The 22,730-nt window shown below is 74.9% G+C and carries 17 protein-coding genes and 2 pseudogenes; 9 read left to right on the plus strand and 10 right to left on the minus strand.

The window, feature by feature from the left end; translation table 11 throughout:
- Positions 1–98: 98 nt before the first annotated feature.
- The 4 genes and pseudogenes from AF335_RS36370 to AF335_RS03640 all read right to left on the minus strand — a co-directional run bounded on the left by AF335_RS36370 (position 99) and on the right by AF335_RS03640 (position 3,880).
- Positions 99–932, minus strand: a complete 834-nt coding sequence (locus tag AF335_RS36370) for a CAP domain-containing protein (RefSeq protein WP_342353941.1) — start codon at positions 930–932, stop codon at positions 99–101.
- Positions 933–1,279: 347 nt separating this feature from the next.
- A pseudogene (locus AF335_RS36375) lies at positions 1,280–1,918 on the minus strand (RNA polymerase sigma factor); the annotation flags it as partial.
- Positions 1,842–3,356 (minus strand): PH domain-containing protein, encoded by a 1,515-nt coding sequence (locus AF335_RS03635; protein WP_102916745.1) that lies wholly within the window; start codon positions 3,354–3,356, stop codon positions 1,842–1,844. The pseudogene AF335_RS36375 and the gene AF335_RS03635, both read right to left, overlap by 77 nt.
- The gene (locus AF335_RS03640) at positions 3,353–3,880 is read right to left on the minus strand and encodes a PH domain-containing protein (RefSeq protein WP_102916746.1); all 528 of its coding nucleotides are present in this window, start codon (positions 3,878–3,880) and stop codon (positions 3,353–3,355) included. The genes AF335_RS03635 and AF335_RS03640 overlap by 4 nt, the downstream gene beginning before the upstream one ends.
- 86 nt (positions 3,881–3,966) lie before the next feature.
- Between AF335_RS03640 and AF335_RS03645 the strand changes: the two genes are divergently transcribed.
- Complete coding sequence (locus AF335_RS03645; protein ID WP_102916747.1) at positions 3,967–4,569, plus strand: TetR/AcrR family transcriptional regulator; 603 nt, start codon at positions 3,967–3,969, stop codon at positions 4,567–4,569.
- 117 nt (positions 4,570–4,686) lie between these two features.
- On the opposite strand, the gene AF335_RS03650 is transcribed toward AF335_RS03645, so the two are convergent.
- Positions 4,687–6,816: an FUSC family protein gene (locus AF335_RS03650; RefSeq protein ID WP_102916748.1), complete on the minus strand. Its 2,130-nt coding sequence runs from the start codon at positions 6,814–6,816 to the stop codon at positions 4,687–4,689.
- A 172-nt stretch (positions 6,817–6,988) separates the two neighbouring features.
- On the opposite strand from AF335_RS03650, the gene AF335_RS03655 reads away from it, so the two are divergent.
- Complete coding sequence (locus AF335_RS03655) at positions 6,989–7,384, plus strand: VOC family protein (RefSeq protein WP_102916749.1); 396 nt, start codon at positions 6,989–6,991, stop codon at positions 7,382–7,384.
- A 30-nt stretch (positions 7,385–7,414) separates the two neighbouring features.
- On the opposite strand, the gene AF335_RS03660 is transcribed toward AF335_RS03655, so the two are convergent.
- The 4 genes from AF335_RS03660 to AF335_RS03675 all read right to left on the minus strand — a co-directional run bounded on the left by AF335_RS03660 (position 7,415) and on the right by AF335_RS03675 (position 11,152).
- Complete coding sequence (locus tag AF335_RS03660; protein ID WP_102916750.1) at positions 7,415–7,621, minus strand: helix-turn-helix transcriptional regulator; 207 nt, start codon at positions 7,619–7,621, stop codon at positions 7,415–7,417.
- Positions 7,622–8,147: 526 nt separating this feature from the next.
- Positions 8,148–9,158, minus strand: coding sequence for a Gfo/Idh/MocA family protein (locus tag AF335_RS03665; protein WP_102916751.1), 1,011 nt, complete (start codon positions 9,156–9,158; stop codon positions 8,148–8,150).
- A gap of 5 nt (positions 9,159–9,163) precedes the next feature.
- Positions 9,164–10,186 (minus strand): Gfo/Idh/MocA family protein, encoded by a 1,023-nt coding sequence (locus AF335_RS03670; protein WP_102916752.1) that lies wholly within the window; start codon positions 10,184–10,186, stop codon positions 9,164–9,166.
- 48 nt (positions 10,187–10,234) lie between these two features.
- On the minus strand, positions 10,235–11,152 hold the full coding sequence (locus tag AF335_RS03675; RefSeq protein ID WP_102916753.1) for a sugar phosphate isomerase/epimerase family protein: 918 nt from the start codon (positions 11,150–11,152) through the stop codon (positions 10,235–10,237).
- A 180-nt stretch (positions 11,153–11,332) separates the two neighbouring features.
- On the opposite strand from AF335_RS03675, the pseudogene iolC reads away from it, so the two are divergent.
- The 7 genes and pseudogenes from iolC to AF335_RS03710 form a co-directional block, all read left to right on the plus strand.
- Positions 11,333–12,325: pseudogene (gene iolC, locus AF335_RS03680) on the plus strand (5-dehydro-2-deoxygluconokinase); the annotation flags it as partial.
- 662 nt (positions 12,326–12,987) lie between these two features.
- Positions 12,988–13,875, plus strand: a complete 888-nt coding sequence (locus tag AF335_RS03685; protein WP_102916754.1) for a Cgl0159 family (beta/alpha)8-fold protein — start codon at positions 12,988–12,990, stop codon at positions 13,873–13,875.
- A gap of 40 nt (positions 13,876–13,915) precedes the next feature.
- On the plus strand, positions 13,916–14,797 hold the full coding sequence (gene iolB, locus AF335_RS03690; protein WP_102916755.1) for a 5-deoxy-glucuronate isomerase: 882 nt from the start codon (positions 13,916–13,918) through the stop codon (positions 14,795–14,797).
- A complete protein-coding gene (gene iolD / locus AF335_RS03695) occupies positions 14,794–16,689 on the plus strand; it encodes a 3D-(3,5/4)-trihydroxycyclohexane-1,2-dione acylhydrolase (decyclizing) (protein ID WP_102916756.1) in 1,896 nt (631 codons plus the stop codon). Before iolB ends, iolD begins: the two co-directional genes overlap by 4 nt.
- A gap of 19 nt (positions 16,690–16,708) precedes the next feature.
- On the plus strand, positions 16,709–18,202 hold the full coding sequence (locus tag AF335_RS03700; RefSeq protein ID WP_102916757.1) for a CoA-acylating methylmalonate-semialdehyde dehydrogenase: 1,494 nt from the start codon (positions 16,709–16,711) through the stop codon (positions 18,200–18,202).
- A gap of 184 nt (positions 18,203–18,386) precedes the next feature.
- On the plus strand, positions 18,387–18,614 hold the full coding sequence (locus tag AF335_RS03705; RefSeq protein ID WP_102916758.1) for a heavy-metal-associated domain-containing protein: 228 nt from the start codon (positions 18,387–18,389) through the stop codon (positions 18,612–18,614).
- Between the two features lie 39 nt (positions 18,615–18,653).
- Positions 18,654–20,924, plus strand: coding sequence for a heavy metal translocating P-type ATPase (locus tag AF335_RS03710; protein ID WP_102916759.1), 2,271 nt, complete (start codon positions 18,654–18,656; stop codon positions 20,922–20,924).
- Between the two features lie 390 nt (positions 20,925–21,314).
- Here the strand turns inward: AF335_RS03710 and AF335_RS03715 are convergent, their stop codons facing one another.
- Positions 21,315–22,601 (minus strand): citrate synthase, encoded by a 1,287-nt coding sequence (locus AF335_RS03715; RefSeq protein ID WP_102916760.1) that lies wholly within the window; start codon positions 22,599–22,601, stop codon positions 21,315–21,317.
- Between the last annotated feature and the right edge of the window lie 129 nt (positions 22,602–22,730).

The raw sequence follows: 22,730 nt of genomic DNA on the forward strand, positions 1-22,730 counted from the left end.
CCCCTGCGGGGGGCTTTTTCCCCTACCCGCCCCTTCCCGGAACCGGGGGGCTCCGCCCCCGGGCCCCCGGTGGCCTCAAGCGCCGGCCGGGCTGATTCTCACCGCGCCCCGAACACCTGCGTCCACCGCGGCCCGCCCGGCGCGTGGTTCACGCCCACCCCGATCTCCTTGAACGAGCAGTTCAGAATGTTCTTCCGGTGCCCGTCACTGTGCATCCAGGAATCCATGACGGACGCCGCGCCCTGCTGCCCGTAGGCGATGTTCTCCCCGTACGTGCTCCACCGGTACCCCACCGCCGTCACCCGCTCCCCCGGCCCCGCCCCGTCCGGGTTCGTGTGGTCGAAGAAGTTACGGGCGGCCATGTCGTCGGAGTGGCCCTGGGCGGCCGCGTCGAGCTGGGGGTTCTCGGTGAGGGGGCCGCAGCCGGCCTTGGCGCGTTCGGTGTTGACGAGGGCCGTGACCTGGCGGGCGAGGCCGCCGCCCGTGACGCCCGACGGCGGCTTGGGCTTCTTCGGCCCGGCGGCCTTCTCCGTCGTGGCGTCCGGCTCCGGTGCCGGGGAGTCCGTGCCACGGCTCGGGGACGCGCTCGCCGGCGCGGAGGCCGAGGCGGACGCGCTCGCCTTCGGGGAGGCGCTCGCCGAAGCGGAGGCGCTCGCGCTCGCCGAGGCGGCCGGTGCGGACGGGACCGCCGAGCCCTCGGCGCCCAGCGGCCTGACCCGGCTCGGCCGCTCCTCGCCGGCCCGCACCGGCCGGTCCTCGTCAGGGGAGCCGGTGAACAGCTCCATGCCGCCCAGCACCCCGCCGGTCGCGAGGGCGAGCACCGCCGCCCCGATCGCGACCCGCTTCGCCGCGCGCGGCCGCCGCCCCGCGCGGTGACCGCCGCCCTTGCCCGCACCCGTACGGTGCCGCCCCGCGCCTGCCGGGGCGGGCACGGCGCTCGTGGCGGAGACGGGGCCGTGCCGCCCGTGCCCACGACCGCGCCGCCGCCCCACCAGCCGAGCAGCGCCCCGGCGACCGGCACCAGACCGAGGCCGACGAGGAGGCCCTCCGCGGGCACCAGCGCCGACCAGGCCCCGCCGCAGGCGGCGCAGCCGCGCGCGTGGCGGGCGATGCGCTTGCGCCACAGGGCGGACGGGGCGCCGTCCCAGGGGCCGGTGAGCTCGGCGAGCTCCCGGCAGCGCGGGGTGACGGCGAGGGCCCGGACGATCCCGCGCGCCGTGTCGAGCTGCTCCTTCGTGCGCTGCACGCGGACGGCCGTGTGCGCCGCGGACAGCTCCAGGGCGGCGGCGACCTCGGCGCGGGTGAGCTCGCCGGCGGCCTCCAGCCACCACAGGGAAAGGACGGTCTGCTCGCCCTCGTCGAGCCAGCGGGTGGCCTCGGCGACCTCCTTGCGCTGCCCCTGGAGGCCGAGGCGGACGATGGTCAGGTCGACGAAGTCCGCCCGGGGGTCGGGGACTTCGACGGCCTCCTGAAGGCCACTGACGGGTGCCTCGGGGCGGTCCCGCCAGTGGCTGCGTATCTGGTTGGTGGTGACGGCCACGAGCCAGGAGCGGAAGCGCGCGGGGTCGCGCAGCTCCTCCAGGCCGTTGATAACCCGGAGCATGGTCTCCTGCACCACGTCGTCGACGTCGGCGTGACCGTTCAGCGCCCGTCCGACGATGTTGTAGACCAGTGGCAGGTACGCGGCGACGAGCTGGTCCTGTGCCGCCGGGTCCCCGGCTCGCGCCGCCTCGACCACGGCCACGCTCTCACTCTTCACGCTCCGCCACCCCATTCCGTTCGGTCCGACACATAGGAGACGCGAGAGGGTACGCGGGATAACGAAAAGTGCGAAAAAAACTTCACCGTGGGACCGGTGGGACGATAAATTCCGCCAGGATGCCCGGAGTTGCCGCGTCCGCGAAGGCTGCGGCGTCATCCGCCGACATGTCCCGGATGCGATATCCGTCCTCTCCCCCGGCGACGGCCGCCGTCGCGGTGACGAGCCCGGCCCGGCGGCCGAACGGGGTGTCCGTGAACGTCCACGCCTGGACCGCCCGGCGCTCCAGGACCGTCGTCTCCCGGCCGAAGGTGCCCGACCGTACGACCAGGTGGCGTCCCCGCACCCCGTGCCCGAGGCCGCGGTAGGCGTCCCGGGCCAGGCCGTACGCGACCGGCGCGGCCAGCAGCGCGTAGCCCGCCGCGCAGTACAGCAGGACGGGCGTGAGCAGCCACCCGAGCACGGCGAGCGCGGCGGTGGGGAGCGGGACGGCCCAGGCGAGGGCCCGGACGACCCGGCGGCGGAGGGCGGCGCGCGGGTGCGGCCGCAGCCCGTCCGCGGCCCCGTCCTCGCCGGAGCGGCCGAGGGGGCCACCGAGGGGGCCCTCAGCCTCTCCGAGCACTCCCGCGCACACCCGCACCGCCTCCGCGCGCGGCGCGGGCGGCAGGACGACGCTCCGCCGGCGGTTCTCCTCCCGGTTGCCGAGACCGCCCGCCACCGCCCGTACGGAGGCGCCGCCGCCGGCCCGCAGCAGCAGCGGTTCGCGCAGGGTCACGCCGCGCAGCCGGGCGCGCTCGATGGAGACGGAGCGGGTGGTGAACATCCCCCGGCGGACGCGCAGCGTGTCGGCGTCGGCCCACTCCAGGCGGTAGTTCCACCAGTTCTCCGCGTACAGCGCCACGGCGCCGACGACGCCGAGGAGGGTGACGGCGAGGAGGGCGAACGGGACGGTCAGCCACAGCGCACTGCGCCCGAACTCCTCGAAGGCATGGCGTACGAGGCCGATCCGCCAGGGTTCGACGCCGATGCCGTCGAGGACCCGCCAGACCGCGCCCGCGGCGGCGAGGACGCCGCCGAAGACCCAGAACGTGAGGGGCGCGTAGCGCAGCCGGCGGAGGTCGGCGGCGGCCAGCAGGGGTTCGGCGGCGTCCCGGGCCCCGGCGCGGGCGAGGAGCTCGGCCCGCAGCCGTACGGCGTCGGGGCGGGCGAGGGCCTCCAGGGACAGTTCCCCGCCGTGGCCGCCGGTGCCCGCCCGCAGCACGGCGAGGCCGAGGAGACGCTGGACGGGGTTGGCGGTGAGGTCGACGTTGCGGACGCGGTGCAGGGGTATCGCGCGCAGGCGGCGGGTGAACAGGCCGGTGCGGAGCTCGAAGGAGTCGGCCGTGACGCGGTAGCGGGTGCGCCGCCAGGTGATCAGGCCCGCGGTGGTGACACACGCGAAGACCGCGGCCACGACGCCGAGGGTGATCCAGGCGCGGGTGTCGAGGCGGCCGCCGGTGGCGAGGGCGGTGAGGGCGAGCGAGCCGAGCGGTGCGCCCAGCCAGGCGCAGTGGACGAGGGGGGTCCGGGGGTCGAGGGTGCGCCAGGGGGTGCTCACGAGGCGTCCCCGGGGATCAGGCGGGCGGCGTCGGCGACCCGCTCGGCCAGCAGCCGGGCGTCGGCGTCGGAGAGGCCCGCGATCCGCACGGCGCCGGCCGTGGAGGCGGTGGTGACGGTGACCGTGGCGAGGCCGAACGCCTGCTGGAGGGGGCCCCGGGTGGTGTCGACGGTCTGGACGCGGGAGAGCGGGGCGATCCGGCGCCGCTGCCGGTACCAGCCGCTCGCCGTGTAGACCGAGGACTCGCCCAGTTCCCAGGCGTGGACGCGGTACCGCAGGCGGGGCATGACCAGGAGGTAGCCGAGGGCGGGCAGCACGAGGACGACGAGCAGCAGGGGCCCGAGCCAGGGCAGGGCGCCGGGGAAGAAGAGCAGAGCCAGGACGAGCAGGGCGACGGCGGTGAGCAGCAGCGGGCCGCTCAGGGTGAGCAGGGCCTGGACCGTCCACCAGCGGCGGGCGCGCGGGTCGACGGCGTGCCGCGGCGGGCGGAGCCCGGCCTGTGGGTGGTGCCGGTGTGCGGCCATCACTGCCCCCGATTCTTTCCAAGTCAGTCGTATTGGTGGCGCTAAGCTATAGCAATACAAACGACTTGCGAAATGGAGGGACCGGCGTGCCGAAGCGAGTGGACCACGAGGAGCGCCGCGCCCGGATCGCGGAGGCGCTCTGGCGGATCGCCTGCGCGCGTGGGCTCGACGGCGCGAGCCTGCGGGACGTCGCGGCCGAGGCGGGCATCTCGCTGGGCCAGCTCCAGCACTACTTCGCCAGCAAGGACGAGATGCTCGTCTTCGCCCTGGAGCACATCAGCGACCTCGCCGCGCGGCGCGTCGGCGAACGCCTGGGGGCGCTCGGCGGGGAGCCGTCGCCGCGCGACGTCCTGCTGGGATCGGTACGCGAGATGCTCCCCCTCGACGACAGGAGCCGTACGGGGCACCTCGTACAGATCGCGTACTTCGTCCGGGCCGTCCACGACGAGCGGCTGCGCGGCCACGCGAAGGAGGGGGTGCCGGGGCTGCGGGCGTTCTTCGCGGGGCAGGTGCGGGAGGGGCAGCTGCGGGGGGAGGTGGCGGGGGACCGGGATCCGGAGGCGGAGGCGGCGCTGCTGATCGCGCTGGTGGACGGGCTGGCGAGTTACGCGGTGCTGGATGTCTGGACGGCGGAGGAGGCGCTGGGGTTGGTGTCGGGGCATTTGGATCGGCTGTTCGGGGTGCGGTGAGGTGCCGCTGCGCGGGGCTTTTCCCCAGCCCCGCCCCTTCCCGTAACCGGGGGCAAGCCCCCGGGCCCCCTTCCGCGCTGACACGCGGTGTCCTCAAACGCCAGGAAAAGCCCCCGGCTACAACCGCCGCGCCGCCCTGTTCCGGCCGCCCGGCCCCGGTGACAGTGCCGCCGCCAGCTCCTCCAGCGCGTCCGTCAGCAGTTCCGTACCCCGCACCGCCACCCCCGTGTCGCCCGCCTCCGCGCGCCACGCGTCGAGGGCCGCGCGCGGGGCCGACCAGTCGGGGGCCCGGCGTTCGCGGACGGCCGTCGCGGCGGCCGGGAGGGCGGTGCGGAGGGCTCCGGCGAAGGCGGCGGCGCCCTTGGAAGGGTCGGTGGAGCGCTCCGGGAGGTGGGCCTCCATCAGCATCGTCGCCCGGCCCATCGTCGCGAGCGCGGACTCCGCCGCCCGCTCGGCGGTACGGGAGATACCGCGGTGGCGCACGGGCTCGGTGAGGGCGCGGGCGGTCGCGTCCTCCCAGGCCGTGCGCGCCGCCCGGGAGTCGAGCAGCGCCTCCCGCACCCGCCGCGGCCTGGCCTCGGCCGGCTCGGCGAACACGCCGAGCACGGCGAGGGAGTAGCGGCCGTTGGCCTCCAGCCAGTCGGCGAGCCGGTCCCGCAGCCGGGGCGTCTCCCAGGTGGGGAACAGGGCGTACGCGGCCATCGCGAGCAGCCCGCCCAGCAGGGTGAGCGCCACGCGCGCCTGCACGGTCTGCGACCAGCCCTCGCCCGCGATGCCGAGCAGGAAGACCACGTATCCGGCGATGCAGGCCGACGCCACGCTGTAGCCCGTGCCCATCAGCAGGTACATCAGCCCGATGCAGAGCACCGCGAGCGCCGCGCACACCCAGGTGCCGGGGTGGAACAGGGCCATCAGCGCACCGGCGATCAGCACGCCGACCACGGTGCCCACGAAGCGGCCGACGCCGCGCGAGTACGTCTGCCCGAAGTCGGGCCGCATCACCATCACCGAGGTCAGCGGCACCCAGTAGCCGTGCCCCAGCGGGAGCGCGCTGCCGAGCGCGTAGCCGATCAGCGCGACGACCGCCACGCGCACGCCGTGCCGGCCGATCGGCGAGGACCAGCGCGCCTCGCGGCGCAGCGCGCGCAGCACGACCGGCACCAGCCGGGGCACGGAGGGCCGCAGCAGATGGCGGTGCTCCCGCTTCGGCTCGCCCTTGGTCTCCCGCTTCGGCTCCCCGTTCCGCGGGGCCGTGGTGCGGACGGGCTCGTCGGTGGCCTCGACCGCGTCGCCGAGCAGGGCGATGAGCCGTAGCGCGGAGCGGCGGGCGGCGCCGTCGAGTATCGGCCCGGACTCGGGCACCTCCAGGGTGTCCACCGCCTCGGCCGAGAGCCGCACGGGTCTGCCCCAGCGGATGGCGCGCGCCACCGAGTCGAGCACCGAGGCGGCGGCGCCCAGCAGGTCGCGCGCCCGGTCCCGCTCGGGGCCCTCCGCGGGCGCGCCCAGCACGGGGTCGGCGAGCGAGGCGAGCACCGGCCGGATCCGCTCGGCGACGCCGCGCGGCCCGCCCAGCTGCCGGGGCCGGCTCCGGGCCTGGCGCGGGGTCAGCTCGGCGGCCTCGCGGGCGTCCATCAGCGGCTGCGGGTCGAAGCGGGCCACCGGGTCGTGGCGGAGCCGGCGGGCGTAGTCCGCCTCCGCGGCCAGCGCGTCGGCGAGCGCGTCCCGCTGGAGGCCCCAGGGGCGGATGGGCAGCAGCACGATGAGCGTCGCCTGGACGAGCCCGCCGAAGGCGATCAGCCCGGCGTGGTGCAGGGCGCCGGAGACGGAGGTCGGCAGGGTGACGGTGACCAGCATGACGGCGACGGTCTGGGTCGCGACCAGGCCCGACACCGGGCCGATGGCCCACGCCATGCCCGCCAGCAGCGTCCAGACGCCCAGCAGCGCGGCGAAGAGGAGGTGGTCGTGGGCGGCGACGTAGCCGAGGAAGGTGCTGACGGCGAGGCCGACCGCCACCGCGAGGGCCAGCACGGGCCGGGGCCGCCAGCTCCGCTGGAAGATCGCCACGCCCGCGGCGAACGCGCCGAACGCGGACGACACCGCCAGCTTCGGCGTCCCGAACCACAGCATCAACCCGATCACGATCGCGACGCCGAGGGCGCTGCGCAGGGCGAGGAGCGGCGTCAGGGTGGTCCGCTCGACCGTCAGGCCGGTCCGAACGGACTTCCGTAGCGCACTCGACCAGGTCATGCCCCCGAGCTTACGATCCCGCCCGGGTCGAACCGGACTTCGGTGGTCCGGCTCCGTTCGCGTCGGGGCCCGCGCACGCGTGTGATAGGAAATCGGCACGGCATCGCACGCTGCCACCGCCACGGTGGAGCGCGGAGGTGTCAGTGAGATGCCCGCTGGAGGCATTCCACCCATGTCGATCGAGCTGAACCACACCATCGTCCACTCCCGCGACCGCGAGGCCGCCGCCGCCTTCCTGGCCGGGATCCTGGGGCTGGAGGTCGGCGCGCCGGCCGGCCCCTTCGTCCCCGTCGTCACCGGCAACGGCGTCGCCCTGGACTTCGCGACCGTCGCCCCCGAGAAGATCGTCGCCCAGCACTACGCGTTCCTGGTGCCGGAGGCGGAGTTCCCCGCCATGTTCGAGCGGATCAAGGCCGCCGGGGCCGCGTTCTACGCCGACCCCGCCGGGCGGCGGCCGGGCGAGATCAACCGCAACGACGGCGGTTACGGCGTGTACTTCCTGGACCCGTCGGGCCACTACATGGAGCTCATCACCCGCCCTTACGGCAGCGGCGGGCCGGAGGCGTAGGACCGGCCGGGCCCGACGCCTCCGGGGCGGTCAGCCCCGCTGGTCGCGGCGCGAGCGGTTGCCCGGCCGCTCGGCGACCCAGGTGCGGATCGTGTCCGCGAACCAGTAGGGCTTGCCGTTCTCCGTAAGGTCGGGGGCGGGAAGCATGCCGTGCTTGCGATAGGTCCGGACGGTGTCGGTCTGCACACCGATGTGCGCCGCGATCTCCTTGTAGGACCAGAGTCGACGATCGGTCATCTCTCGCGCCTCTCCGCCGCGCCGTGGCGACGGAGGGGGATCCGTCGGGGGAGCCACGGGACGGCTGTCTCGATCACTTGAGCCTGTGCCGGGGGAACGACGCGGAGTGACAGGGCGTGGGCGGCTGTCGGGCTCCTGTGACGGAAGGCTCGCGGAGACGTGACGCTCGTAACCGGAAGATGACACGGGCTCGCCGCGCGCGGGCATGGCCGGAGACGGGCGCCCACCACGCCCGAGGGGCGGTACGGACGGCGCCCGGGCCGTCCGCCGGGGGCGGTACGAGGACGCCCGCGGGCGCCCGGCCGCTGTCGCGCCGAGCCGGCCGTGGTCACGGATCCGGTACGCGCACGGGCGCCCGCTAACGGAACGTCAGCCCCGGCCGGGCACGGCTCCGGTGCGCGCGGCCGCTGCCGGGCCGCGCCGCTCGGGCCGGTGCTCCGGTACGCGCACGGGCGCGCGTACCGTCCCGGCCGGCGCCCCTCAAGCCCCCCGTGAACGCCCCTACGGCGCGGGCGCGCCCCCCGCCCTACGTCCCGGCCCGCACCCGTACCGGTCGTCCCTCCCGCCGGGACGTCTCGCACGCCACGGCGATCCGCAGCGCGTGCAGGCCCTCCACGCCGGGGCAGGGGTTGGGCGCCTCGCCCCGTGCCGCGCGGACGAAGGCCGCCAGTTCCGCGCGGTACGCGTCCGCGAAGCGCTCCAGGCAGTCCGCCCACGGCCGCTCCGGCGGCGTGCCGAGGCCCGGTTCGGCGGACGTCACGGGCGTACGGGCGTCCAGGCCGGCCACCCACTGGTCCCGCTCGCCGGACAGCTCCGTCCGGACGTCGTAGCCCGCGCCGTTGCAGCGGGTGGCGGTGACCGTGACGAGCGTGCCGTCGTCGAGGGTGAGGAGGGCGCAGGCGGTGTCGACGTCACCCGCCTCCCGGTAGAGCGGACCGCCGGCGTCCGAGCCCCGGGCGTAGACCTCCACCACCTCACGGCCCGTCAGCCACCGTACGGCGTCGAAGTCGTGGATCATGCAGTCGTGGATCAGCCCGCCGGACCGGGCGAGGAACCCGGCGTCCGGCGGCGCCGCGTCCGAGGTGACGCAGCGGATGGTGTGCACCCGTCCCAGGGCCCCGCTCCGCAGGGCCCGCCGCGCCGCCCGGAACCCCGCGTCGAAGCGCCGCTGGAAGCCGATCTGGAGCAGCGTGCCCGCCGCCTCCGCCGCCCGCAGGGCGGCCTCCGTGCCCGCGAGGTCCGGTGCGAGGGGCTTCTCGCAGAACGCCGGGAGCCCGGCCCGCGCCGCCCGGCCGACCAGCCCGGCGTGCGTGGCCGTCGGGGTGGCGACGACCACCGCGTCGACGCCGGCCGTGAACACCTCGTCCACCGTGCGCGCGGCCCGGGCGCCGGTCTCCCGGGCCACGGCCGCCGCCCGGTCCGGGTCGGCGTCCGCGACCACCACCTCGGCGACGCCGGCCGTCCCGGTCAGGGCCGCCGCGTGCCGGGCGCCGATGCGCCCCGCGCCCAGCAGGCCGACGCGCGTCCCGGCCCGCATCCCGCTCAGCCCCCGTACAGCGCGGGCCGCGCCGCCAGTTCCACCGCGACCCGGGCGCCCGTCGCCTGGGCCCGTACGCCCGCCTCGCACACGGCCGCCGCCGCGTAGCCGTCCCAGACGCCGGGGCCCTCGGTCTCCCCGCGCCGGGTGGCGTCGACCCAGCGCTGCACCTGCCGGTCGTAGGCGTCCTCGAAGCGCGTCACGTAGTCCTGCGCGACCTCGCCGCCCCAGCGGCCGGCGGCGGTCACATACAGCCCGTGCGCGTCGCCGAGCCGTGCCGTGCCGCGCTCGCCGACGGCCTCGCAGCCCACCTGGTAGCCGAAGCCGCAGTTGACGAAGATCTCCACGTCGACGACCGCGCCGCCGGCGGTCTCCAGGAGGACGAGCTGGGGGTCGCTCAGCCCCTCGGGGGCGTTCTCCGAGGGGCGGGGCTTGAGGACGGTGACGGCGGTGATCTCCTCGCCGAGGAGCCAGCGGGCGGCGTCGATCTCGTGCACCACCGAATCGTTGATCATCATCTGCTCGGTGAAGCCCGGCGGGGTGGCGACGTTGCGGTGCCGGCAGTGCAGCATCAGCGGCCGGCCGAGGCCGCCGCCGTCCAGCAGGGCCTTGAGCCGCAGGTACTCCGCGTCGTACCGGCGCATGAAGCCCACCTGCACCCGCCGCCGCCCGAGCCGGGTCTCGGCCGCCAGCACCCGCAGCGCCGCCGCGGGGTCCGGCGTGAGCGGCTTCTCGCACAGCACCGGCAGGTCGTGCGCGAACGCGGCCAGCAGCGCCGCCTCGTGGGCCGGTCCGGGCGAGGCGATCAGCACGGCGTCCACGTCGGGCGCGGCCATGGCGGCGGCCGCGTCGGTGTAGGCCGCAGCGCCCTGGAGGCGGCGGGCGACGCCCTTGGCGCGCTCGGCGTCGACGTCGACCACGGCCGTCACCCGGGCCCCGCTGATGACCTCGTCGAGCCGCCGGACGTGGTCGGATCCCATCCGCCCGGTGCCGACGACGGCCACGCCCAGCGTGCTGTGCTGCGTCATGCTGTGACTCCTGACTCTTACGGGTGGCGCCCGCGGGCGGCCGGGGGCTCAGACGCCGCAGCCGCGCAGGAACCTCCGGGTGCGGCGCGCGATGGGCAGCGGGCGGTCCGGCGGGCACGGGTACATGTCCTGCTCGACGATGGCGAACAGCTCCGCGTCGAGCTTCGCGGCGGCGGCCAGGACGGGCTCCAGCGCCGGTACGCCGCGCGGCGGTTCGCACATCACGCCCCGGCGCACGGCGGGTCCGAACGGCGTGCCCTCGGCCAGCACGTCCGCGAGGACCCCGGGGTCCACCTGCTTGAGGTGGAGGTAGCCGATCCGCTCGCCGTAGGTCTCGATGAGCTTGACGCTGTCGCCGCCGCAGTACGCGTAGTGCCCGGTGTCCAGGCAGAGGCTGACGAGCTCCGGGTCGGTCGCGTCCAGGAAGCGCTCGACGTGGGCCTCGCCGTCGATGTGGGTGTCGGCGTGCGGGTGGACGACGATGCCGAGGCCGTACGTCTCGCGGACCTCGCGGGCCAGCCGCTCCATGCCGCTGGTCAGCGCCCGCCACTGATCGGCCGTCAGCTCGGGGTCCTCGATGACCTCGGCGGTCCGGTCGTCGCGCCAGAAGGAGGGGATGACGACCAGATGGCGGGCGCCCATGGCGCGCGTCAGCTCCGCGACCCGGCCGACGTGCTCCCACGTCGCGTCCCAGACCGCCGGGCCGCGGTGCAGCGCCGTGAAGACCGTGCCCGCGGAGACCGTGAGCCCGCGCCGCTCGGTCTCGGCGCGCAGCCGGGCCGGGTCGGTGGGCAGATAGCCGTACGGACCCAGCTCGATCCAGGCGTAGCCCGCGTCGGCGACCTCGTCGAGGAAGCGCCGCCAGGGGACCTGCGCGGGGTCGTCGGCGAACCAGACGCCCCAGGAGTCCGGGGCGGAGCCGACGCGGATGCGGGACGCGGGTGAGGGCGGGGGGCTGGCGGACATCGGGCGGTTCTCCTCGTCCTCGGGCCGCGGGCGCTTTCGTCCGTAGCTTCCCCGCGGGGTGGGGAGGTGTCAAGGGTTCGTCCGGACATACGGACGTAACGTCAAGTCACCCCGAGAGTACGTCTATATGTAAGGACAATTCCTTGACATGGTCGTGCGGGCCCGGCTAGACCTGACCCCATGACCGAGCCGAGACCGTACGACCTGCTCGCGATGGGCAGGGTCGGGGTGGACCTCTATCCCCTCAGGACCGGTGTGCCCCTCGCGCGGGTCGACACCTTCGGGAGGTTCCTGGGCGGGTCGGCGGCCAATGTCGCGGTCGCCGCGGCCCGGCTCGGCCGCCGCGTGGCGCTCCTCAGCCGCACCGGCGCCGACCCCTTCGGCGACTACGTCCACGAGGCGCTGCGGGACTTCGGGGTGGACGACCGGTGGGTGACGCCCGTCCCCGGCCTCCCCACGCCCGTCACGTTCTGCGAGATGTTCCCGCCGGACGACTTCCCGCTCTACTTCTACCGCCGGCCCAAGGCGCCCGACCTGGAGATCCGCACCCCCGAGCTGGACCTGGACGCCCTGCGCGCCGCCCGGATCCTCTGGGTGACGGGCACGGGGCTGTGCGAGGAGCCGAGCCGGGCGGCGACGCTGGCGGCGCTCGCGGCCCGTGCCAAGCGCGGCACGACGGTCTTCGACCTGGACTGGCGGCCGCTGTTCTGGGGCGGGGCGGGCGGCGCCTCGACGGACGGCGGCGCGACGGGCGCCGCCGCGATGGCCACGGCCCGGCCGTTCTACGCGGCGGCCCTCGCCCACACCACGGTCGCCGTCGGCAACGCGGACGAGTGCGAGGTCGCCACGGGCGAGCGCGATCCGTACGCCGCCGCGTGGTCCCTGCTCGACGCCGGCGTCGAGCTCGCCGTGGTGAAACAGGGGCCGAAGGGCGTCCTCGCCGTCCACCGCGACGGCACGACGGTCGAGGTGCCGCCGGTGCCGGTCGAGGTCGTCAACGGCCTCGGCGCGGGCGACGCGTTCGGCGGCGCGCTCTGCCACGGCCTGCTCGCCGGCTGGGACCTGGAGCGCGTCGTGCGCTACGCGAACGCGGCGGGGGCGCTGGTGGCGACACGGATCGCCTGCTCGTCGGCGATGCCGACGGCGGCGGAGGTGGAGGCGCTGCTGGCGGCGCCGCCGCGCGGCGGGGCCGGGGGGACCGGTGCGGGTGCCCCGGGCGCTCCTGCCCGCGGCGGCACCGGCGGCCCGGTCGGGACGGGTACGGACAGCCCTGGCACAGGCGGCACCCGCGGCCCGGCCGAGACGGGTTCGGGCCCTGCCGAAGACACCACCGGCGGCCCGACCGGCACCGGACCGGACCCCACCGCAGGCACCACCGGAGACCCGGCCGGGACCAGTTCGGACCCTGCCGAGAGCACCACGGGCGGCCCGGCCGGCACCGGACCGCACCCCTCCGCAGCCACCACCGGCGGCCCGACCGGCACCGGACCGCACACCACCGCAGGCACCACCGGAGACCCGGCCGGGACCAGTTCGGACCCTGCCGAGAGCACCACGGGCGGCCCGGCCGACTCCGGACCGCACCCCTCCGCAGCCACCACCGGCGACCCGACCGACTCCGGACCGCCCCCCACCACACACACCACCAGCAGCCCGACCGGCACCGGACCCGACCCCACCGCAGCCACCACCAGCGACCCGACCGGCACCGGACCGGGCGTTCCGCCCGAAGGGCACCCCGCTCCGCCGCCCCAGGCCCGGCGCGGCGCGCAGCCCCGGCCCAAGGCCCCCCGCCGCGGCAAACCGCCCCGCCCCGGGCAGGAAGCGCCCCGCCGGTGACCGTCGCCCTCGCCGAGCTCGCCCGGGTGCGGGCCCGGCATCCCGAAGCCGTCGCCGAGGCCGCCGCCCGGCGGGTCCGGCGGCCCCTCGTCGGGGACAGCGGCCGAGTGATGATCATCGCCGCCGACCACCCCGCGCGCGGCGCCCTCGCCGTCGGCGACCGCCCCCTCGCCATGGCCGACCGGGCCGGCCTCCTGGAGCGGCTCTGCCTCGCCCTCTCCCGCCCCGGCGTCGACGGGGTCCTCGGCTCCGCCGACGTCCTCGACGACCTGCTGCTGCTCGGCGCCCTGGAGAACAAGGTCGTCATCGGTTCCATGAACCGCGGCGGACTCGCCGGCGCCGCCTTCGAGATGGACGACCGCTTCACCGGCCACCGCCCCGAGGACCTGGCCGGGCTCGGCTTCGACGCGGGCAAGCTGCTGCTGCGCATCGACCACGACGACCCCGGCTCGCTGCGCACCCTGCACACGGCCGCCCGCGCCGTGAACGCCATGGCCGCCCTCCGGCTGCCCGTGTTCGTCGAGCCGTTCATCTCCCGGCGGGTGGCCGGCCGGGTCGTCAACGACCTGAGCGCCGACGCCGTCGTCCGGTCCCTCGCCATCGCCTCGGGGCTCGCCGGGACCTCCGCCTACACCTGGCTGAAGGTGCCGGTCACGGACGACCCGGCCGACATGGCCCGGGTGATGGCGACCTCCACGCTCCCCGCCGTACTGCTGGGCGGGGACCTCGCGGACGGCCCCGGGGGCCGGGACGCGGCGTTCGAGAAATGGCGGGCCGCGCTGCGGCTGCCGACCGTGCAAGGGCTCGTCGCCGGCCGCTCGCTGCTCTACCCCGCGGACGGGGACGTGGCGGGCGCCGTCGACACGGCCGTAGGACTGCTGTGACGCCCGCACCCCGCACGGCGTCAGGAGAGACGAGAACCGGATGACCTTCACGACCCCCCATCTCCCCGCCGGCAGTGCCGCCGACGGAGGCCCGTACACCCTGGACATCAGCCCGGAGCAGGCCGGCTGGGCGTATTCCTCGCTGCGCGTCCTGGTCCTCGCGCCGGGCTCCACGCACACCTTCGCCTCGGGCGACAGCGAGTGGATCGTGCTGCCGCTGGCCGGTGGCTGCACCGTGACCGTGGACGGGCAGCCCTTCGAGCTGGAGGGCCGGAAGAGCGTCTTCGCGGGGGTCACCGACTTCGCCTACGTCCCCCGCACCGCCCATGTGACCCTGGGCTCCCGGACGGGCGGGCGGTTCGCGCTGGCCGGGGCGCGCTGCGAGCGCCGGCTGCCCGCGCGCCACGGACCGGCCGGCGGCGTCCCCGTGGAGTTGCGCGGCACCGGCGCCTGCTCCCGCCAGGTCAACAACTTCGCCGCGGCGGGCGCCTTCGAGTGCGACCGGCTGATCGCCGTCGAGGTCGTCACCCCGGGCGGCAACTGGTCCTCGTACCCGCCGCACAAGCACGACGAGCACCGGGCCGGCCAGGAGTCCGAGCTGGAGGAGATCTACTACTTCGAGATCGACGGCGACGCGGGCCTCGGCTACCACCGCGTCAGCCCGTCCCGGCGCGGCGGCACGGACGTCCTCGCGGAGGTCCGGCACGGCGACGCGGTGCTGGTCCCGGACGGCTGGCACGGCCCGTCGATCGCCGCGCCCGGCCACGACATGTACTACCTCAACGTCATGGCGGGGCCGGGCCCGGAGCGGGAGTGGCTGATCCGCGACCACCCGGACCACGCCTGGATCCGCGCCACCTGGCCCGAGCAGCCCCTGGACCCGAGGCTGCCGTTCTACCTGGCTCCCGGGGAGATGACATGACCGTTCCGCCCGCCCGGCGCGCGACCCGCCGGCTGACCACGGCCCAGGCCCTGGTGGAGTTCCTCGCGCACCAGCACACCGAGCGCGACGGCCGGCGGCAGCGCCTGGTCGCCGCCTGCTGGGGGATCTTCGGGCACGGCAACGTGGCGGGCGTCGGTCAGGCCCTGCTGGAGTCGGCGGGCGCCCTGCCCTTCCTCCAGGGCCGCAACGAACAGGCCATGGTGCACGCCGCCGTCGGCTACGCCCGGCAGAGCGACCGGCTCTCGGCGCACGCCGTCACCACCTCGATCGGCCCCGGCGCCACCAATCTCGTCACCGGCGCGGCCCTCGCCACGATCAACCGGCTGCCCGTCCTGCTGCTGCCCGGCGACACCTTCGCCACCCGGCCCGCCGACCCGGTGCTCCAGCAGCTCGAACACCCCGGGGCGGGCGACGTCTCCGTCAACGACTGCCTGCGCCCGGTCTCCCGGTACTTCGACCGGATCACCCGGCCCGAGGCACTGGTCCCGGCCGCCCTCCAGGCGATGCGGGTGCTGGCCGACCCCGTCGAGACCGGCGCCGTCACCCTCGCGCTGCCGCAGGACGTGCAGGCCGAGGCGTACGACTGGCCGGCGGAGTTCTTCGCCGACCGCGTCTGGCACGTGCGCCGCCCGGCGCCGCCCGCCGACGCGCTCGCGGAGGCGGTGCGGGCGATACGGTCCGCCCGCCGGCCGCTCGTCGTCGCGGGCGGCGGCGTGGCCCACAGCGGCGCCGAGGACGCGCTGCGGGCGCTGGCGGACGCCACGGGCGTCCCGGTCGCGTCCACCCAGGCCGGCAAGGGGTCGCTGCACCACGCGCACCCGGCGGACGTCGGCGGCCTCGGCCACACCGGCACCGCCGTCGCCGACGCGCTCGCCCGCGAGGCCGACCTGGTGCTGGGCGTCGGCACCCGCTACACCGACTTCACCACGGCGTCCGCGACCCTGTTCGCCGCCCCGGGCGTCCGCTTCGTCAACCTCAACATCTCCGCCGCCGACGCCCACAAGATGGCCGGTCTCGCGGTCGTCGCCGACGCCCGGGCCGGACTGGCCGCCCTGGCCGGGGAGCTGACGGGGTACCGGGTCCCGGCGGCCTACGAGCGGGAGTACGCGGCCGGCAAGGCCGAGTGGGAGGCGGCCGTGCAGCGGGCGTACTCCTGGCGGGACGCCGGCGCGCCGCCCACCCAGGCCCAGGTGCTGGGCGCGCTGGACGCCGTCGTCGGCGACGAGGACGTGATCGTCAACGCGGCCGGTTCGCTCCCGGGTGATCTGCACAAGCTGTGGCGGTCCCGCTCCCGCCGCCAGTACCACCTCGAGTACGGCTACTCCTGCATGGGTTACGAGATCCCCGCCGCGATCGGGGTGCGGCTGGCCGCGCCCGACCGGCCGGTGTGGGCGCTGGTCGGCGACGGCACGTATCTGATGATGCCGACCGAGCTGGTCACGGCCGTGCAGGAGGGCATCCCGATCAAGGTGGTGCTGATCCAGAACCACGGCTACGCCTCCATCGGCGGCCTCTCGGAGCAGGTCGGCGCCGAGCGCTTCGGCACCGCCTACCGGTTCCGGGCGGCCGACGGCACGTACACGGGCGGGCCGCTGCCGGTCGACCTGGGGGCGAACGCCGCGTCCCTGGGCATGGCAGTGCTCCGGCCGCGCACGGTCGGCGAGCTGCGGGAGGCGCTGGCGGAGGCACGCGCCGCGGAGCGCCCCACATGTGTCTATGTGGAGACCGGAACAGCCGACACAGTGCCGGGCGCGCCCCCCGCCCAGGCGTGGTGGGATGTGCCTGTCGCCCAGGCCGCGACCCGCCCGGCGGCCCTTCGGGCCCGGGAGGAGTACGAGCGCCGCGCGTCGGCCCGCCGCCGGTACCTTTGAATGTGAGAGAGGCCGCAGCATGAAGACCGTCAACCACTGGATCGGCGGCAAGGCCGTCGAGGGCGCCTCCGGCACGTACGGGCCGGTGACCGACCCGGCGACGGGGGTGGAGACCACCCGTGTCGCGTTCGCCTCCGCCGACGAGGTGGACGCCGCCGTCGCCGCGGCCAGGGCCGCGTTCGCGACCTGGGGCGGCTCCTCACTGGCGGCCCGTACCGCGGTGCTGTTCCGCTACCGCGCCCTGCTCGACGCCCACCGCGACGAACTGGCCCGGCTGATCACCGCCGAGCACGGCAAGGTGCACGCCGACGCGCTCGGCGAGGTCGCCCGCGGTCTGGAGATCGTCGAGCTGGCCTGCGGGATCACCACCCAGCTCAAGGGCGAGCTGTCCACCCAGGTGTCGGGCGGCGTGGACGTGGCCGCGATCCGGCAGCCGCTCGGGGTGGTCGCGGGCATCACGCCCTTCAACTTCCCGGCCATGGTGCCGATGTGGATGTTCCCGCTGGCGATCGCCTGCGGCAACACCTTTGTGCTGAAGCCGAGCGAGAAGGACCCGTCGGCCGCGTTCCGGCTCGCCGAACTGGCCGCCGAGGCGGGTCTGCCGGACGGGGTGCTCAACATCGTCAACGGCGACCGGACCGCCGTCGACGCGCTCCTCGCGCACCCGGACGTGGCGGCGGTGAGCTTCGTCGGCTCCACCCCGATCGCCCGTCACATCTTCACCACGGGCACGGCGAACGGGAAGCGCGTCCAGGCCCTGGGCGGCGCCAAGAACCACATGCTGGTGCTGCCCGACGCCGACCTCGACGCCGCGGCGGACGCGGCCGTCTCGGCGGCCTACGGCTCGGCGGGCGAGCGCTGCATGGCCGTCTCGGCGGTCGTCGCGGTGGGCGGCACCGGGGACGAGCTGGTCGCGAAGATCCGCGACCGCGCCACGAAGATCAGGATCGGTCCGGGCGACGACCCCGCGTCCGAGATGGGCCCCCTGATCACCAAGGCGCACCGCGACAAGGTCGCGTCCTATGTGGCGGGCGCCGCCGCCCAGGGCGCGGAGGTCGTCCTCGACGGCACCGGCCACACGGTCGAGGGCTACGAGAACGGTCACTGGATCGGCCTGTCCCTGCTGGACAAGGTGCCCACGGACGCGGACGCCTACCGCGACGAGATCTTCGGCCCGGTGCTGTGCGTGCTGCGCGCGGAGACCTACGAGGAGGGCCTGGCGCTGATCAACGGCTCGCCCTGGGGCAACGGCACCGCGATCTTCACCCGCGACGGCAGCGCGGCCCGCCGCTTCCAGCTGGAGGTCGAGGCGGGCATGGTGGGCGTCAACGTCCCCATCCCGGTGCCGGTCGGCTACCACTCCTTCGGCGGCTGGAAGGACTCCCTCTTCGGCGCCCACCACATCTACGGGAACGACGGCGTGCACTTCTACACCCGGGGCAAGGTCGTCACGACCCGCTGGCCGGACCCGGCGGAGAGCTCCGTGGACCTGGGCTTCCCCAGCCACCGCTGACCGCCGCCGCGACCGGACGGCGAACCCCCGTGGGCCCCCTCGGCCCACGGGGGTTCCCGCCTTTCCGGGCGGTCTCCGCGGATCTCGGGGAAACCCTCCGAAGGAATACCCCCGGGGGGTAAGGTGTTCTCACTGGTGTACGACGTGCACGAGTACTGAAGACCCTTTTCCGAGGAGACCCACCATGAGCGACTCCCCTGCCTCCACCACCGTCTACAAGGTCACCGGCATGACCTGCGGCCACTGCGAGTCGGCCGTGACCGAAGAGCTCTCCGCGCTCGCCGGCGTCACCGCCGTGAAGGCCGTCGCCACGACCGGCGAGGTCAGCGTCACCGCCACGGCCCCGCTGGACGAGGAGGCCGTGCGCGCCGCCGTCGACGAGGCGGGTTACGAGCTCGTCGGCCGCGCCTGACGCCCGGCCGGTAACACCCCCCACCCCCGGGAACACGCCATGAAGAGCACGGCTCCCCCTCGCACGGACCCGGCACGGACCGAGGTCGAGCTCGCCGTCGGCGGCATGACCTGCGCCTCGTGCGCCGCCCGCGTCGAGAAGAAGCTCAACCGGATGGACGGCGTCGAGGCCACCGTCAACTTCGCCACGGAGAAGGCGCGGATCGCCTTCGGCGAGGGGGTGGCGGTCGCCGACCTCATCGCGACCGTGGAGAGGACGGGATACACCGCGGAGGTGCCCCGGGCCCCCGGGCCCACGCCCGAGGCCGGGCCCGATTCAGGCTCCGGCTCCGGCTCCGGCGACGAGGAGACCAGGGGCCTGCGGCAGCGGCTCCTGGTGTCGCTGGTGCTGTCAGTGCCTGTGGTGCTGATGTCGATGGTCCCCGCCCTCCAGTTCGACAACTGGCAGTGGCTGTCGCTGACCCTGGCCGCGCCCGTCGTGGTCTGGGGGGCACTGCCCTTCCACCGGGCGGCGTGGACCAACGCCCGGCACGGCGCCGCCACGATGGACACCCTGGTCTCGATCGGCACCCTGGCGGCCCTCGGCTGGTCGCTGTGGGCGCTGTTCCTGGGCACGGCGGGGATGCCGCACATGCGGCACTCCTTCGCGCTCACCGTCTCACGCACGGACGGGTCGTCGGCCATCTATCTGGAGGCCGCGGCCGGGGTGACGACGTTCATCCTCGCCGGGCGTTGGCTTGAGGCCCGGTCCAAGCGGAAGGCGGGGGCCGCACTGCGGGCGCTGCTGGAGCTGGGCGCCAAGGACGTGGCCGTGCTGCGCGGCGGGCGCGAGGAGCGGGTGCCGGTCTCCCGGCTGGCCGTCGGCGACCGCTTCGTCGTACGCCCCGGGGAGAAGATCGCCACGGACGGCGTGGTCACCGAGGGCTCCTCGGCGGTCGACGCCTCGATGCTCACCGGTGAGTCGGTGCCGGTGGAGGTCGCCGTGGGCGACGCCGTGGCGGGCGCGACGGTGAACACGGCGGGCCGGCTGGTGGTCGAGGCCACCCGGGTGGGCGCGGACACCCGGCTCGCCCGGATGGCCCGGCTGGTGGAGGACGCGCAGAACGGCAAGGCCGAGGTCCAGCGGCTCGCCGACCGGATCTCCGCCGTGTTCGTGCCCGTGGTGCTGGTGCTGGCCCTCGGCACCCTGGCCGGCCGGCTGCTGGCCACGGGCGACGCGACGGCGGCCTTCACGGCCGCCGTGGCCGTGCTGATCATCGCCTGCCCGTGCGCCCTGGGCCTCGCCACCCCGACGGCCCTGCTGGTCGGTACGGGCCGGGGCGCGCAGCTCGGCATCCTCATCAAGGGGCCGGAGGTGCTGGAGTCCACCCGGCGGGTGGACACGGTCGTCCTGGACAAGACCGGGACGGTGACGACGGGCCGGATGGGCCTGCGCGACGTGGTCACCGCGCCGGGTGTGACCGAGCGCGAGCTGCTGCGGTACGCGGGGGCGGTGGAGCACGCCTCCGAGCACCCGGTGGCGCGGGCCGTGGCGGCCGGCGCCGAGGACCGCGCCGGCGGGCTGCCGGCCGTCGAGAACTTCGAGAACGTGGCCGGGCTGGGCGTCCGGGGCCTGGTCGAGGGGCGTGCGGTCCTGGTGGGCCGGGAGGCGCTGCTGGCCGGGGCGGGCGTCGAGCTGCCGGCGGCCCTGGCGGCGGCGCTGGCCGCCGCGCGGGCCGAGGGGCGCACGGCGGTGGCGGTGGCCTGGGACAAGGAGGCGCGCGGCGTCCTCGCGGTCGCGGACACCGTCAAGGACTCCAGCGCGCGGGCCGTCGCGGAGCTGCGCGCCCTGGGGCTCCGGCCGGTGCTCCTGACCGGCGACAACCGGGCCGTGGCCGAGGCGGTGGCCCGCGAGGTGGGCATCGACGAGGTGATCGCCGAGGTGCTGCCGCAGGACAAGGTGGCGGTGGTCGAGCGGCTGCGGGCCGAGGGGCGTGTGGTCGCGATGGTCGGCGACGGCGTCAATGACGCGGCGGCCCTGGCCACGGCCGATCTGGGGCTGGCCATGGGCACCGGCACGGACGCGGCGATCGAGGCGGCCGACCTCACGCTCGTCCGCGGCGATCCGCGGGTGGCCGCGGACGCGATCAGGCTGGCGCGCCGGACGCTCGGCACCATCAAGGGGAATCTCTTCTGGGCCTTCGGCTACAACGTGGCCGCATTGCCCCTTGCGGCGGCGGGCCTGCTCAACCCCATGATCGCGGGGGCGGCGATGGCCTTCTCCTCGGTGTTCGTGGTGTCCAACAGCCTGCGGCTGCGTACCTTCAGGTAACCCACAAAAGAGACACAACACCCACACATTCACCCCTTGCCCTTGTACGTCCCTTATGGCAGCGAGACCTAGATCACAGCCTTTGGGAGGTAACCATTGAGGGGGGTCGTGGGTCTAACCGGGCAGTGCTGGATCGTCTTGGGGGACGGTACCGGCCACGCGTGGCCGGGGCACGTACCCGGGGAGCTTTGAGCGGCCCTCCCGTACGTACGCGTCCCGGCAGATCGCGTCGGCACCGCGCACCGCGGCTCCCGGCCGGATCCCGTGGGGGGAATCCGTTCCGGGGTATGGAAAGCGCCCCGCTCCGACCCGTGGGGGGATCGGCAGCGGGGCGCTTTTCTCTGCGCCGGTGCGCTCGCTACGGGCCGGCCGGCCGCGCAGGGGCGTGGCTCAGCCGCGGGTGAGCGGGAGGTCGCGCTCGACGACGCCGGTGTAGATCTGGCGCGGGCGGCCGATGCGGGAGCCCGGCTCCTTGATCATCTCGTGCCACTGGGCGATCCAGCCGGGCAGCCGGCCGAGCGCGAAGAGCACGGTGAACATCTCGGTGGGGAAGCCCATCGCCCGGTAGATCAGACCGGTGTAGAAGTCCACGTTCGGGTAGAGGTTGCGCGAGACGAAGTAATCGTCGGAGAGCGCGTGCTCCTCCAGCTTGAGCGCGATGTCCAGCAGCTCGTCGGACTTGCCGAGGGCCGAGAGGACGTCGTGCGCGGCAGCCTTGATGATCTTCGCGCGCGGGTCGAAGGACTTGTACACCCGGTGGCCGAAGCCCATCAGGCGGACGCCGTCCTCCTTGTTCTTCACCTTGCGGATGAAGGAGTCGACATCGCCGCCGTTGGCCTTGATGCCTTCCAGCATCTCCAGGACCGACTGGTTGGCGCCACCGTGCAGCGGGCCCCACAGGGCGCTGATGCCGGCGGAGATCGAGGCGAACATGTTCGCCTGCGAGGAGCCGACCAGGCGCACGGTGGAGGTCGAACAGTTCTGCTCGTGGTCCGCGTGCAGGATCAGCAGCTTGTCGAGGGCGTTGACGACGACCGGGTCCAGGTCGAACTCGGCGGCCGGCACCGAGAAGGTCATCCGCAGGAAGTTCTCGACGTAGCCCAGGTCGTTGCGCGGGTAGACCACCGGGTGGCCGACCGACTTCTTGTAGGCGTACGCGGCGATCGTGGGCAGCTTGGCGAGCAGCCGGATCGTGGAGAGGTGACGCTGCTGCTCGTCGAACGGGTTGTGGCTGTCCTGGTAGAACGTCGACAGCGCGCTGACCACGGACGACAGCATGGCCATCGGGTGGGCGTCACGCGGGAAGCCGTCGTAGAACCGCTTGACGTCCTCGTGCAGCAGCGTGTGCTGGGTGATCTCACCCTTGAAGGTGGCCAGCTCGTCCACGCTGGGGAGCTCGCCGTTGATCAGCAGGAACGCCGTCTCCAGGAACGTGCTGCGCTCGGCGAGCTGCTCGATCGGGTAACCCCGGTAGCGCAGGATGCCCTGCTCACCATCGAGGTAGGTGATCGCGGACTTGTACGCGGCGGTGTTGCCGTAACCGGAGTCCAGGGTCACCAGACCGGTCTGGGCGCGGAGCTTGCCGATATCGAAGCCCTTGTCGCCGACGGTGCTGTCGACCACCGGGTAGGTGTATTCGCCGTCCCCGTACCGCAGTACTACAGAGTTGTCGCTCACGTCATCCCTCACCGACGTTGTGCCTCTTCTTCGAGGTGCCCTGACTACCCCTACCTTCCCCCATTTGGACGATGCACGTGCACTCGGGGTCGGCCATAGGGCCTAAAGGCGGCACTCAGTGCCGCCCAG

The organism is Streptomyces eurocidicus (assembly GCF_002891295.1).
Taxonomy (GTDB): Bacteria; Actinomycetota; Actinomycetes; order Streptomycetales; family Streptomycetaceae; genus Streptomyces; species Streptomyces eurocidicus.